11 protein-coding genes, 1 tRNA gene and 2 pseudogenes are annotated in these 12,605 nt (G+C 70.1%); 7 read left to right on the plus strand and 7 right to left on the minus strand.

Annotated elements, in window-relative coordinates; genetic code table 11:
• Positions 1-339 precede the first annotated feature (339 nt).
• Positions 340-413: transfer RNA gene (locus C569_RS0109530), tRNA-Gly, on the minus strand.
• A gap of 269 nt (positions 414-682) precedes the next feature.
• On the opposite strand from C569_RS0109530, the gene C569_RS0109535 reads away from it, so the two are divergent.
• Positions 683-1,681, plus strand: coding sequence for a zinc metalloprotease (locus C569_RS0109535; RefSeq protein WP_018785559.1), 999 nt, complete (start codon positions 683-685; stop codon positions 1,679-1,681).
• Between the two features lie 82 nt (positions 1,682-1,763).
• Here the strand turns inward: C569_RS0109535 and C569_RS0109540 are convergent, their stop codons facing one another.
• On the minus strand, positions 1,764-2,309 hold the full coding sequence (locus C569_RS0109540) for a pyridoxamine 5'-phosphate oxidase family protein (RefSeq protein WP_018785560.1): 546 nt from the start codon (positions 2,307-2,309) through the stop codon (positions 1,764-1,766).
• Between the two features lie 78 nt (positions 2,310-2,387).
• Here C569_RS0109540 and C569_RS32180 point away from each other — a divergent pair.
• Positions 2,388-2,693: pseudogene (locus C569_RS32180) on the plus strand (dCTP deaminase); the annotation flags it as partial.
• Positions 2,694-3,686: 993 nt separating this feature from the next.
• A pseudogene (gene dcd / locus C569_RS32185) lies at positions 3,687-4,004 on the plus strand (dCTP deaminase); the annotation flags it as partial.
• Between the two features lie 64 nt (positions 4,005-4,068).
• On the opposite strand, the gene C569_RS29985 reads toward dcd, so the two are convergent.
• From C569_RS29985 to C569_RS0109575, 5 genes are all read right to left on the minus strand, one after another.
• A complete protein-coding gene (locus tag C569_RS29985; RefSeq protein WP_018785561.1) occupies positions 4,069-4,551 on the minus strand; it encodes a C40 family peptidase in 483 nt (160 codons plus the stop codon).
• Between the two features lie 330 nt (positions 4,552-4,881).
• Entirely contained in the window at positions 4,882-5,892 is a 1,011-nt protein-coding gene (locus tag C569_RS0109560; RefSeq protein WP_026267909.1) for a C40 family peptidase, read from the minus strand.
• A 170-nt stretch (positions 5,893-6,062) separates the two neighbouring features.
• Complete coding sequence (locus C569_RS0109565; protein ID WP_026267910.1) at positions 6,063-6,272, minus strand: hypothetical protein; 210 nt, start codon at positions 6,270-6,272, stop codon at positions 6,063-6,065.
• A gap of 125 nt (positions 6,273-6,397) precedes the next feature.
• Positions 6,398-8,596, minus strand: a complete 2,199-nt coding sequence (locus tag C569_RS0109570; RefSeq protein WP_018785564.1) for a (Fe-S)-binding protein — start codon at positions 8,594-8,596, stop codon at positions 6,398-6,400.
• A gap of 180 nt (positions 8,597-8,776) precedes the next feature.
• On the minus strand, positions 8,777-9,040 hold the full coding sequence (locus tag C569_RS0109575; protein ID WP_018785565.1) for a cell division protein CrgA: 264 nt from the start codon (positions 9,038-9,040) through the stop codon (positions 8,777-8,779).
• A gap of 230 nt (positions 9,041-9,270) precedes the next feature.
• Here C569_RS0109575 and C569_RS0109580 point away from each other — a divergent pair, with 230 nt between their 5' ends.
• From C569_RS0109580 to C569_RS0109595, 4 genes are read left to right on the plus strand one after another with little or no spacing between them, the layout of a single operon-like run.
• The gene (locus C569_RS0109580; protein ID WP_018785566.1) at positions 9,271-10,077 is read left to right on the plus strand and encodes a DUF881 domain-containing protein; all 807 of its coding nucleotides are present in this window, start codon (positions 9,271-9,273) and stop codon (positions 10,075-10,077) included.
• The gene (locus C569_RS34165) at positions 10,074-11,591 is read left to right on the plus strand and encodes a class E sortase (RefSeq protein WP_231394749.1); all 1,518 of its coding nucleotides are present in this window, start codon (positions 10,074-10,076) and stop codon (positions 11,589-11,591) included. The genes C569_RS0109580 and C569_RS34165 overlap by 4 nt, the downstream gene beginning before the upstream one ends.
• Before the next feature lie 3 nt (positions 11,592-11,594).
• Entirely contained in the window at positions 11,595-11,867 is a 273-nt protein-coding gene (locus tag C569_RS0109590) for a hypothetical protein (protein WP_018785568.1), read from the plus strand.
• 5 nt (positions 11,868-11,872) lie between these two features.
• The gene (locus C569_RS0109595) at positions 11,873-12,523 is read left to right on the plus strand and encodes an aminodeoxychorismate/anthranilate synthase component II (RefSeq protein ID WP_018785569.1); all 651 of its coding nucleotides are present in this window, start codon (positions 11,873-11,875) and stop codon (positions 12,521-12,523) included.
• The last annotated feature ends 82 nt before the right edge of the window (positions 12,524-12,605 follow it).

Genomic DNA, 12,605 nt, shown 5'->3' on the forward strand with positions numbered 1-12,605 from the left:
ATTTTCTCGGAGGGCCGCCGGCCGCAGGGGTCAGGCCGGATGCGCGGCGGAGGCTACGTCCACAGCGTGGACCGCATCTGGATCGGCTGGTAGGCCAGGGCTCGGTCGACCACCTCAGCAGCCGTCAACGCAGCGTCGCTCCGGTAGATCAGGTCGGAGACACAGCCGCCTGGGCAGACCAAGTCCCGCTCAAGGGATGGCTTCTTCGCGGGTCAACTTCGCAGGCAGGGTGCCCTCCTCCGACCGGCGCTGGCACGCCAATGGCACGCCGCTCGAGCGCCAGCCCTGCAACATCGAAGGCCCTGACCGGGACTGACGTCCTGATCAGGGCCTTCGTGGTGGAGCGGGTGACGGGAATCGAACCCGCACTGTCAGCTTGGGAAGCTGATGTTCTGCCATTGAACTACACCCGCAGGCGGCACCACTCTACCCGAAGGTCACACCCCCGCGCACTCAGGTGCTCACGCGCAACTTCGGCGAGGTGGTGGCATCGACGCGCGGTTGATCCCGCCACCTCCCCGAGCTGGAGTGGATCAAGCGCCCGGCCGACGCGGGCGGGCACATGTTGCACGTCGGCAACATATGGCCATTCTCAAATATGTCGATGGGATGTAACGTCTGCCCCACGTTTCCGCACCGGCGTGACACACCCCCTGCCACGCCGCCAGAAAGAGGTGGGCCCATGGGACTCCGTCCCAACCTGCTGACCCGGCGTACCGCCGGTGTCGCGACGTCGACCCTCGCACTGCTGCTCAGCACCGCCGCCGTCGGCGTCGTCCCCGCCGCTTCGGCCCTCTCGGCCGCCCCGGCCGGCGTCTGCGCCGAGCCGGCCGACGCCCACGCCGACGAGCACGAGCACTCGAACGCTCGCGTGGCGAAGGGCGGCAACGCCAAGCTGGACCCGAACCACCTGACCGCCGAGCAGGTCCGTGAGCGTGAGGCCGACCTCGCCGCCGCGCAGCGCGAGCGGGCCGGCTTCCGGACCGGCGCCGTCGCCCCGCTGGCCGCCGTGACGATCCCGGTCGTCGTGCACGTCATCCAGGAGAACAGCACCCGGGCCGGCGGCAACATCACCGACTCGATGATCAATCAGCAGATCACCGTGCTGAACCAGTCGTACGCGGGCTCGACCGGCGGTGCCGCCACCGCCTTCGGGTTCCAGCTCACGAAGATCAACCGGGTGACCAACCCGTCGTGGTACCCGATCGTGCAGGGCTCCTCGGCGGAGCGCTCGATGAAGACCTCGCTGCGCGTGGGCGGCAAGAACACGCTCAACATCTACCTGGGCGAGCTGAGCAACGGCCTGCTCGGCTGGGCGACGTTCCCGAAGCGTTCGCTGGACAAGATGGACGGCGTGGTGGTGCTCAACGAGTCGCTGCCCGGCGGCACGGCGACCAACTACAACCAGGGTGACACCGGCACCCACGAGGTCGGCCACTGGCTGAACCTCTACCACACCTTCCAGGGCGGTTGCTCCGGCTCGGGCGACAGCGTCTCCGACACCCCGGCCGAGGCGTCCCCGGCGTACCAGTGCCCGACCGGGCGGGACACCTGCTCGACCGCGGGCATGGACCCGATCACCAACTTCATGGACTACACGTACGACTCCTGCATGCACCAGTTCACCGCCGGCCAGGCGAGCCGCATGCTCACCGCGTGGAACGCCTACCGCGCAGCCTGACCGTCGTACCGCGTACCACGTACCGCGTACCGGTGCCGGCCCTGTCTTCGGACGGGGCCGGCACCGCTCGTTCCGGGTCGGGTCAGGCGGCCGGGCGGCGCGTGTCGAAGCCGTGCCGGCCGCGGCGGCCCTCGGCGACGAGCGGGTCAGGCCGGGCCGACGCGCCCCCGTGCGGGTCGAGCCACACCCGCACCTGCGGCGGGGCGGCGCCGGGCTGGGCGACCGGATCGCGCCGGGTCAGCATCGCCACCTCGACGGTGAACTCGAACAGCCGCCAGTCGCCCTGCGGCGACGCGCGGCCGATCCGGGCCAGCCGGGCCACCGTGGCGGGGTCGGTCACCGCCCGGGCGCGGCCCGCGACGTACGCCTCGTCGTCGCTCTCCTCCGGCGGGAACGAGTGCAGGGCGTAGCGGCCGTCGCGTTCGAGGTCACGGCGCTTCGGCGAGTCGATGACGAAGCACCAGAGCCCGTCGGCGGTGAACACCGGGGAGACCGGGTGGACCCGGGGGCCGCCGTCGGCGCGGACCGTGGCGAGGTAGCCGAAGCCCGGCCCGTACTGCTGCATCAGGAGGCGGATCTCGTCGGCGAGGCGGGGCTCGTCGGCGGCGAATTCGGACCAGGAAGCCATGTGGACACTCTATCGAACACATGTACGAAGATGCAGTGCGACACGCTGGTCACCCGTACCGGTCGCTATGGTGTTCCGATGCTGCTCTCCGACCGCGACCTGGTCTCCGAGATCAAGGCCGGCACGCTCGCGCTGGAGCCCTTCGAGCCCACGCTGGTGCAGCCGTCGAGCATCGACGTACGCCTGGACCGGCTGTTCCGGGTCTTCAACAACCACCTCTACACGCACATCGACCCGTCGATCCAGCAGGACGACCTGACGTCGGCGATCGACGTGGCCGACGGGCACCCGTTCGTGCTGCATCCGGGCGAGTTTGTCCTCGCCTCCACACTAGAAGTCATCACGTTGGGCAACCAACTTGCTGGACGCTTGGAGGGAAAGGCGCTCGCGCTCGACACGCCGGTGCCGACACCATCCGGCTGGACCAGCATGGGCGACCTCAAGGTCGGTGACCACGTCTTCGATGATCGCGGCCGCCCGGTACTGGTTCGTTCTGCCACTGAGGTCCTGTCTGGTCGCCCATGCTTTCGCGTCACATTCTCCGACGGAGAGTCGATCGTCGCCGACGCCGACCACCGCTGGATGACGACCACGCGGGTGGAGCGGAAGCGAATCGACCGCGGAACGATGACCGGCGGGACGATCCGGACGACCGCGGAGATCGCCTCGGACCTTCACTACGGCGACGGCGAGGTCGAACACCAAGTCGCACTTGCCGAGCCAGTTCAATATCCCACCCGCGAGTTGCCCATCGATCCGTACGTGCTGGGCGCGTGGCTCGGCGACGGGACATCCGCCAACGCCGAGTTCGCCTGCGCCGACGAGCCGATCCTCGAGGAGATCCGACGGGCTGGCTACCCAGCGCGGAAGACCGGCGCCCCATCCGGCTACCGGATCGGTGGAACGGGCCATACCCGCGACGACAGCACCGGCAGGTTCATGCCTGACGACTCTCTCTCCAGCCGCCTCAGACGCCTCGGAGTGCTGGGGAACAAGCATGTGCCGCAGCTGTACCTGACCGCGGACACAAGTCAGCGCGTAGCCCTGCTACAGGGAATGATGGACGTCGATGGTTACGTCGATGACCGTGGTCGGTGTGAGTTCGTCAGCACCAGGGAACACCTGACGGACGCAGTGGTCGAACTGGCCGCCAGCCTCGGCCTTCGACCGGTCAAACGAAAGAAGCGGGCGATCCTCGACGGCGTCGACGAGGGCCCGGCGTACCAGGTGAAGTTCACGCCACATGTTCCAGTCTTCCGGCTTCCTCGGAAACTGGCCAGGCAGAAACTCGATCGCTTCCACCGATCTCGATCGATCGTCGCCGTGCAGCCGATGGAATCCGTACCTGTTCGCTGCATCGAGGTGAACGATCCGCGCGGCATGTTCCTCGCCGGGCGATCGTTCATTCCCACACACAACTCGAGCCTCGGACGGCTGGGCCTGCTGACCCACTCGACCGCCGGCTTCATCGACCCGGGCTTCTCCGGTCACGTCACGCTGGAGCTGTCGAACGTGGCGAATCTGCCGATCACGCTCTGGCCGGGCATGAAGATCGGCCAGCTCTGCATCTTCCGGCTCTCCTCGCCGGCCGAGCATCCGTACGGTTCGGCCGTCTACGGCTCGCGGTACCAGGGGCAGCGCGGACCGACGCCGAGCCGGTCCTGGCAGAGCTGGCGCACCTGGCCGACGCGCTGACGGCACCCACCGTTGTTAATAGGGGCCCCCTCCTATACCGGAGGCGTTAAGAGGGGGCCCTTCCTTACACGCGGCCGTAGCTGTTGATGTCGCCGTCGTCGACCCGCTTCATCGTGATGGGCTTGCCGGACTGCGAGGCGTGCACCACCCAGCCGTCGCCCACGTACATCGCCACGTAGTGCAGGTCGCCGTAGTAGAAGACGAGGTCACCGGCGCGTAGTTCGGCCCGGCTGACCCGCTTCGTCACGCCGTGCTGCTGGCGCGCGCTGTGCGGCAGTGAGACGCCGCCCTTGGCCCAGGCCGCCATGGTGAGGCCCGAACAGTCGAAGTGGTCCGGCCCGGACGCGCCCCAGACGTAGATCTTGCCGATCTGCGCGCACGCGAACTTCACCGCCGCCCCGGCCGGGCCGCCGGGATAGCCGGCCGGGCACGGCGCCGGGCGCAGCGGGCCGCCGCCACCCTTGCCGTACACCTTGAGCCGCAGTTTCTCCAGCTTGGCGAGCTCCCCGGCTCGCCCGCAGGCGACTCGGCGTTGTCGGACCGTCACCGACCGGGTTGGACGGTGAGACGAGCGGCCGACGATTCCCCAGAGTAGGGACCACCGTTATCGATCCGCAACTTCCAGCGGCGTGACACTCCGTACGCGATCCGGGGCCACGCCCCGGGGCGGAGGCGAAGTCTTTCAAGGCTGATCGCCCACTGGAGAGCCGCCAGGGTGACTGGACGGCGATCTGGCACCTCGGCCAGAAGGCGTGGTTCCGCAACCCGGCCGCCGCGCCGACGGCGAAGTGGCACGCCGTACCGACCTGCCACCGCACACGCCGAAGGCCCCCGGTCCGTGACGGACCGGGGGCCTTCGGCGCTGGTAGAGCCTGTGTCAGCTGACCCGGACGAAGCCGGCGAGCGGCTGGGTATTGATGCTCGACACCTGGACCGGTTTGCCGGTACGGGGCGCGTGCACCATCACCCCGTTGCCGAGATAGAGCCCGACGTGATGCAGGTCGGATCCGAAGAACACCAGGTCACCTGGGCGCGCCTCGGAGCGGGAAACCCGGCGGCCCTCGTTCCACTGGGCACCGGTGAAGTGGGTGAGCGAGATGCCCGCCGACTTGTACGCGTACTGGGTGAGGCCGGAGCAGTCGAACGAGTTCGGGCCGGTGGCGCCCCACACGTACGGGTCACCGACCTGGGCGCACGCCGTCTTGATGGCGGTCCGCGCGGCGCTGCTCACCACACCGTCGATCTTGGGGCAGCCCGCCGGGCGGATCGAGGTCACCGGGAGCATGGCGGTCAGCCGCTTGATCTCCGAGTCGATCTGCTTCTTCTTCGCCGCGAGATCGTTCTGCTGCTTGGTCTCCAGCGCGATCAGCGCGTCGAGCTTCTCCTTCTGCCTGTTGTACTCGTCGCGCACCTTGAGCACACTGGCGATCTGGCGGCGCTGGTCGTCGGCGATCCGGTCCAGCATGACCAGCTGCTCGGCCAGCGTGCCCGGCTTGGTGTTCACCAGCAGCGCGCCCAGCTCCTGCGACGGGCCCTGGATGTAGTACCGGGCCGCGATGTCGCCGACCTTGTTCATGGCGAGCGTGGAGGCCAGCTCCAGCGGCACCATCTTGTCCTTCAGCGCCTTGGACTTCTTCTGGTTGGTGCGGAGCTGCGAGCGAACCTTGTTGAACTGCTCGATGGTGGGTTCGAGCTGCTCCCACTGCTTGTCGATCTGCGCGTCGATCTCGTCCACCGACGGCGCCGCGTGCGCCGGGGCCGTCAGCATTCCGGCGCCGACCGCGGCGGCCGCGACCAGGGTGACCAGACGGCGTACCACCCGTCGGAACCCGGCCGGCCGGCCGGGTGGAGCGCTCGGGGCATGACGTTGAGGGGGCGTGGTTGCCACCGGCACGGACTCCTTTGCAACCGACCGCCGGGCGCCTCGCGAGAGGGAAGGTCGAGGCAGACGACCCACAGCGGTCGGTGCCTCACATTAGGGAAGGCGTCCGATGGAATCAAGGCGACCGTTTGTTCAATCACGTATCCGCAATCGGTTGCGCACCAAGGGTATTCAGCTCACCTCCCGACGATGGCTGCCAATACGTCGTCGAGCGTCACCACGCCCGTCAGCCGGCGCCCGGCGGCTCGCCCCGGCGTACCCGAACACGGCAGGGCCAGCCCGCCGGTGATCCGGTCGTGCTCCTCGGCGTCCGGCAACACGGTCTTCACCGCGTCGGTCGCCTCCACCCGCCACCACCGCAACACCTGCCGGGACGCCCACTTCATCCCAGCAGCAGCGGCGAGAAGAGCCGGGTCAGGGCGGGCTCGGCCAGGTAGCCGGTGAGCAGCGCGGTGAGCGTGATGCCGAGCTGCGCGCCGGAGAGCTGGAACGACAGTTCGCGGTGTACGCCTCAGCTCGCGGCCGGCGCGACCTCCGGCTCACCGGCCGGGGCCTCGGGCTTGACCGAGCGCAGCAGCACGCTCGCCACGTCGACCACCTCGACGTCCTCGCCCGCGCCCTTGCCGTTCACGCCGTCGCTCAGCATCGTCGAGCAGAACGGGCAGCCGACCGCGATGGTCTTCGCCCCGGTGGACATGGCCTCCTCGACCCGGTCCACGTTGATCCGCTTGCCGATCTTCTCCTCCATCCACATCCGGGCACCGCCGGCGCCGCAGCAGAAGGAGCGCTCGCTGTTGCGCGGCATCTCGGTCAGCTCGCCCTGGATCGAGTCGCCGAGCACCTCACGCGGCGCGGCGAAGATCCGGTTGTGGCGGCCCAGGTAGCACGGGTCGTGATAGGTCACGCCGCCGTCGACCGGCTGCACCGGGGTGAGCTTGCCGGCGCTGACCAGGTGGGCCAGCAGCTGGGTGTGGTGCACGACCTCGAACTCACCGCCGAGCTGGCCGTACTCGTTGCCCAGCGTGTTGAAGCAGTGCGGGCAGGTGGCGACGATCTTGCGCTTGCTCTTCTCCCGGCCCTCGAACGCCTCGTTGAGCGTCTCGACGTTCTGCTGGGCCAGCATCTGGAAGACGAACTCGTTGCCGATCCGGCGCGCCGGGTCGCCGGAGCAGGTCTCGCCCTCACCGAGGATGGCGAACTTGACGCCCGCCTCGTTGAGCAGCGTGGCGACCGCCCGGGTGGTCTTCTTGGCCCGGTCCTCGAACGCGCCGGCGCAGCCGACCCAGAACAGGTACTCGAAGTCGTCGACCTCGCCGACGCGCGGCACCTCGAACCCGAGGCCCTTGGTCCAGTCCTCGCGGGTGTTCTGCGGGGCGCCCCACGGGTTGCCCTTGTTCTCCAGGTTGCGGAGCATGACGCCGGCCTCGGACGGGAAGCTCGACTCGATCAGCACCTGGTAGCGGCGCATGTCGACGATGTGGTCCACGTGCTCGATGTCCACCGGGCACTGCTCGACGCAGGCACCGCAGGTGGTGCAGGACCAGAGCACGTCCGGGTCGATGACACCGCCGGACTCGGCGGTGCCGATCAGCGGCCGGTCCGCCTCGGCCAGGGCCAGCACGTCCATGTGGGCGAGCTGCGCCTCGGTGGCCTTCTCCTCGCCGGTCAGGTCCTTGCCGCCGCCGGCCAGCAGGTACGGCGCCTTGGCGTACGCGTGGTCGCGCAGGCTCAGCACCAGCAGCTTCGGCGACAGCGGCTTGCCGGTGTTCCAGGCCGGGCACTGCGACTGGCAGCGACCGCACTCGGTGCAGGTGCTGAAGTCGAGCAGGCCCTTCCAGCTGAACTGCTCGACCTGGGCGACACCGAACTGGTCCTTCTCCGGGTCGGCCTCCTCGAAGTCCAGCGGCTTGCCCTCGCTGGTCATCGGGCGCAGCGGGCCCAGGCCGGAGCCGGCGGGCTTCTCCGGGTCACGCTTGAAGAAGATGTTCGGGAAGGCCAGGAAGCGGTGCCAGGCCACGCCCATGGTGACGTTCAGCGAGATCACGATGAGCCAGGTCATCGAGATGGCGATCTTGATGAGCGCGGCGACGCTGACGCCCGCCTCCCAGCTCGGCAGGACCGAGCCGACCGCGTGGCTGAGCGGGGCGGCCCAGACCGGGTACTCGAAGTGGTCGGTGGCGACCTTGAAGCCGCGGATCACGAACCCGAAGATCAGGACCAGCAGGACGACCCACTCGACGAAGTAGCCCTGCCACATGGTCGAGCCGGTGAACCGGGAGCGGTTCTCCGCGCGGCCGGGCCGGTTGCGCAGGCGGATCACCATCAGCACTCCGATGCCGACCAGGCCGAGGATGCCGATCCACTCGGTGACCAGACCGAAGATCGTCCAGTGCCCGATGATCGGCAGCCCGCCGCCGGTCGAGACGACCTCGAAGTAGGCCTCCAGCACCAGCAGCGACAGCACGACGAAGCCGACCATCACGAACCAGTGGGCGGCGCCGACCACGCTCCACTTCAGCATGCGGGTGTGACCGGCGGTCTCCACCAGCATGGTCTTGGTACGCGCGCCCTTGTCGCCGAAGCGCTCCGGCGCGGGCTGGCCGAGCCGAATGACGGCTGTCATCTTCATGACCGCGCGCACCGCAAGCCACACCGCCACGGCGGTGATGGCGGCCGCGAGGATCGTGGTGACGATCTGGACGCTGCCCATCGAGTTGGCCTCCCGGTCTGCTGCTTGTCCGTAGCAGCCTACGCGCAAGGTTACCCAGCAGTAACGTGAGTCTTCTCGCACCAGGCCACGCCGCCCTGCGCACACCTTAGGTGCAGCGGCGTCGAAGCGCCGGGCAGGGGCGGCGTGGCGTGACCTACGCCGGGGTGGGGCAGCGCCGGATCAGCGCCAGCGGGAGAGCAGGATCAGCGACGAGACCATCGCGCCGAAGCCCACGGCGAGGTTCCAGTAACCCCAGCTGGCGACCGGGTACGCCTGCTCGGACAGGTAGTAGAGCACCAGCCAGCCGATGCCCACCACGATCAGCGTGACCGCGGTGACGGGCAGCCAGATCGGGCTAGGCTTGCGCGTCGACGCCGTCGCCGTCGGACGCACGTCCGTCGGCGGGGTGTACACCTTCTTCTTGCGGACCTGAGACTTGGGCACGACGCTCTCCAGAGGGGGGTACGACCTCGTCCGGCCTGACAACCGGGCGCGAGGGCGACGGTCCATGGCCAATAATGTTCGACAGCTAGCGTAGTCCCGACGGACCGTCCAGGCCACGAATGGGGCCAGGCCGGTGCACTCAGTAACCGGAAAGAGCGGACTTTCCGGGTCGAGCAGGTCGTCTCGCACCGGCGCGGACCGGAACGAGACGACGGGAAAGGGAACGCCCGGTGGAGTACACGTCCGGCGCCGCCTCCTGGCAGAAGGCCCTCCGCCGCGCGGCAGCCGCCCTGCTGCCCCGGCGCGCCCGCCAGCGCCGCCCCGGCTGGTCCGTCGGCGTACCCCTGATCGCCGCCGCGGCCGGCCTGCTCTTCACCACCACCGCCACCACCGCTGGCGGCACCTCCCTGCGCGAGGACCGCCGGCCCCAGCTCACCCAGCTGATCGAGGACCGCCGCGAGGAGGTCGCCGCCAGCGAGGCGAAGGCCGCCCGGCTCCGCGCCGAGGTGGAGGAGCAGACCGAAGCGCTCGCGGGCGCAGACGGGCCGATCAAGACCCAGCGGGACCGGGCCGCCGCCAGCCGGCAGGGCGCCGGATTCACCGCGCTCACCGGCAGCGGCGTGACCGTCGAGCTGAATGACGCCGACCGGCGGCCCGACCAGCCCCTGCCGAAGGGCGCCAGCAACGACGACCTGGTGGTGCACCAGGGCGACGTCCAGGCGGTCGTCAACGCGCTCTGGGCCGGCGGCGCGGAGGCCATGTCAATCATGAACGTCCGCGTGCTGAGCACCAGCGCGGTACGCTGCGTCGGTAACACCCTGCTGCTGCACGGCCGGGTGTACTCCCCTCCTTTCAAGATCGTGGCAATCGGCGATCCCGCGGAGCTCCAGCGGGCGCTCGCCGCCTCTGAGGGAGTGCGGGTGTTCAAGGAAGTGGCCGACCACTACCAACTCGGGTACGTCGAACGCGTCTCCACAGTCAGCGTGCCGGCGTTCGAGGACTCCACCGCGTTGCAGTCGGCGACGGTGCCCCGGTGACCGGCGGCGACCCCCGGGAACGCACCGGCCACGACCGCCAGGAAGAGCCGACCGCGTTCCTCCCCCGGGTCGAGCGTCCGGCCCCGGCGTCGCCACCCCCGCTCGACCTGCCGTGGCCCGACGCCGGTCCGGCCCACACCTCCCCGGCCCGACGCGGCCCGGACACCCGGCCGCCCGTCCCGCCGCCCGCCGCCCCGCCACAGGCCGCGCCGCCCCGGACCACCCAGCCGCCCGTCGCTCCGCCGCCGACGTGGCCGGGCGGTCAGGGGCACCACGGACCGGCGTACCGGGGTGGTTCCGCCACCCCCGGGATGCGCCCCGCGGCGCCCGCCGATGTACCACCCCCGCCGGGTGAGCGTCCCCCGCGACCGGGACCGTACGGGCCGGCGGCGCAGCAGCACCCCGTCCGCCATCCCACCGGAGGAGCGATCCCGCCCGAGCGCGGTGGTCGCGGTGGACAGCCGCCGCAGACCGGCGCCCGCCCGTGGGAGACCGGCGGACGCCCGCCGGAGGACGGTAGCCGCCCGGCAGGGGGTGAGGGACGGCCGCCCGGCGTACCCCCTCTCGGCGGGCCGGCCGGCGCGGACCGGACGCCTCCCGTCGATCCCGGAGCCACGGCGGTGCTGCCCGCCGTCAACCGCCCGCCCGCGGACCCCCGGATGGACGCCACCGGGCTGATGGGCGCGGTGCCCCCGGCGCCGGACACCGGCGACGGCGGCGCGGAGCCGCCCGCCGAGCCGCCCCGCCCCCGGCGCGGCGAGCGGGTGGTGCAGTTGCGACCCGAGCAGACCGGCGAGGGATACCGCAGCGTCTACTCCGAGCTGACCCGCCCGACCGTCGGCTCCCGGCTGCGCACCGTCGTGCGGGGCACCGGCGAGCTGCTGATCACCTTCGGCCTGGTGGTGCTCCTCTTCGCCGGGTACGAGATCTGGGGCAAGGCGGTCATCGTCGAGGCCCACCAGAGCGACCTGAACAGCCAGCTCGCCCAGGAGTGGAGCGCGGCCGCGGACCCGACTGTCGGCCCGACCACCGCTCCGACGGTGAAGCCGAAGCCACCGGCCAAGGGGAGGCCGGTGGCCGGCCTCTACATCCCCAAGTTCGACAAGCACTGGGTCGTGGTCGAGGGGGTCAGCCCGGAGGACATCCGGTACGCCCCCGGCCGCTATCCGGACAGCGCCATGCCCGGCGAGGTGGGCAACTTCTCCGTCGCCGGCCACCGGATCCGCTCCACGTTCTGGCGGCTGGACGAGATGAAGTCCGGCGACGCCATAGTGGTCGAGACCAAAACCGAGTGGCTCGTCTACCGGGTCTACCAGCAGCGGATCGTCAAGCCGTCCCAGGTCGAGGTGGTCGCGCCGGTGCCGGGCAAGCCAGGCCGGAAGCCCACCGAGAAGCTGCTCACGCTCACCACCTGCAACCCGAAGTTCGACAACTACGAGCGGCTGATCATCCATGCCCGGCTGGACGACGTCCAGGCCAAGTCGGCGGGCCGCCCGGCCGAACTGGAGACGTGAACCGTGTACTCGTGGATCTGGCGGAAACTGCCGTTCGGGCTGCCCGGCAAGCTGATCGGCTCGCTGATGCTGGCCACCGCCACCGTCGCGCTGCTCTGGCTCGTGGTCTTCCCGTGGGCCGAACCGCTCCTGCCCTTCGACGACGTGCAGGTCACCCAGGACTCCGGCGTGCCGGGTGACGGTGGGATCACCGAACCGACCGGGCTGCCCGGCGAGGAGGAGCTGCCGTACAGCACCGAGACGAACAACGCCCCGCCCTCCACCCCGAACAGGTGACACCGATGCGCGTACTGGTGATCGACAACTACGACTCGTTCGTCTTCAACCTCGTGCAGTACCTGGGCCAGCTCGGCGCGGACTGCGAGGTGCGGCGCAACGACGAGATCGACGTCGCCGACGTGGGCCGGGCCGGTGCCGCCGGTGTCCTGCTGTCGCCCGGCCCCGGCAGCCCGGACCGGGCCGGCATCTGCCTGGACGTGATCCGCGAGTACGCCGGCAAGCTTCCGATCTTCGGTGTCTGCCTCGGTCACCAGGCGATCGGCGAGGCGTTCGGCGCGACTGTCGCCCGCGCGCCGGAACTGCTGCACGGCAAGACCTCGGAGGTACGCCACGACGGCGTGGGCGTGCTCGCCGGGCTGCCCGATCCGTTCACCGCCACCCGCTACCACTCGCTGGCCGTCCTGCCCGAGACGCTTCCCGACGAGCTGGAGGTCACCGGCCGGACCGCCTCCGGCGTGGTGATGGCGATGCGGCACCGCACGCTGCCGATCGAGGGCGTGCAGTTCCACCCCGAGTCGGTGCTGACCGAGGGCGGTCACCTGATGCTGGCGAACTGGCTGGCCGCCTGCGGCTTCCCGGCGGCGCTGGAGCGCGCCCCGGAGCTGACCGCCGAGGTGGACGCCCGCCGCCGAGCCGCCTTCACCCCGGCCTGACCCCCGCCCGCCCTTGCGCCGGTTGATCATGAAGTTGCGGGGACAAATCGGGCGTCCACTGCCGCCAACTTCATGATCGACG

Origin of the sequence: Micromonospora sp. CNB394, from assembly GCF_000374985.1 — a bacterium.
Classification (GTDB): domain Bacteria; phylum Actinomycetota; class Actinomycetes; order Mycobacteriales; family Micromonosporaceae; genus Micromonospora; species Micromonospora marina.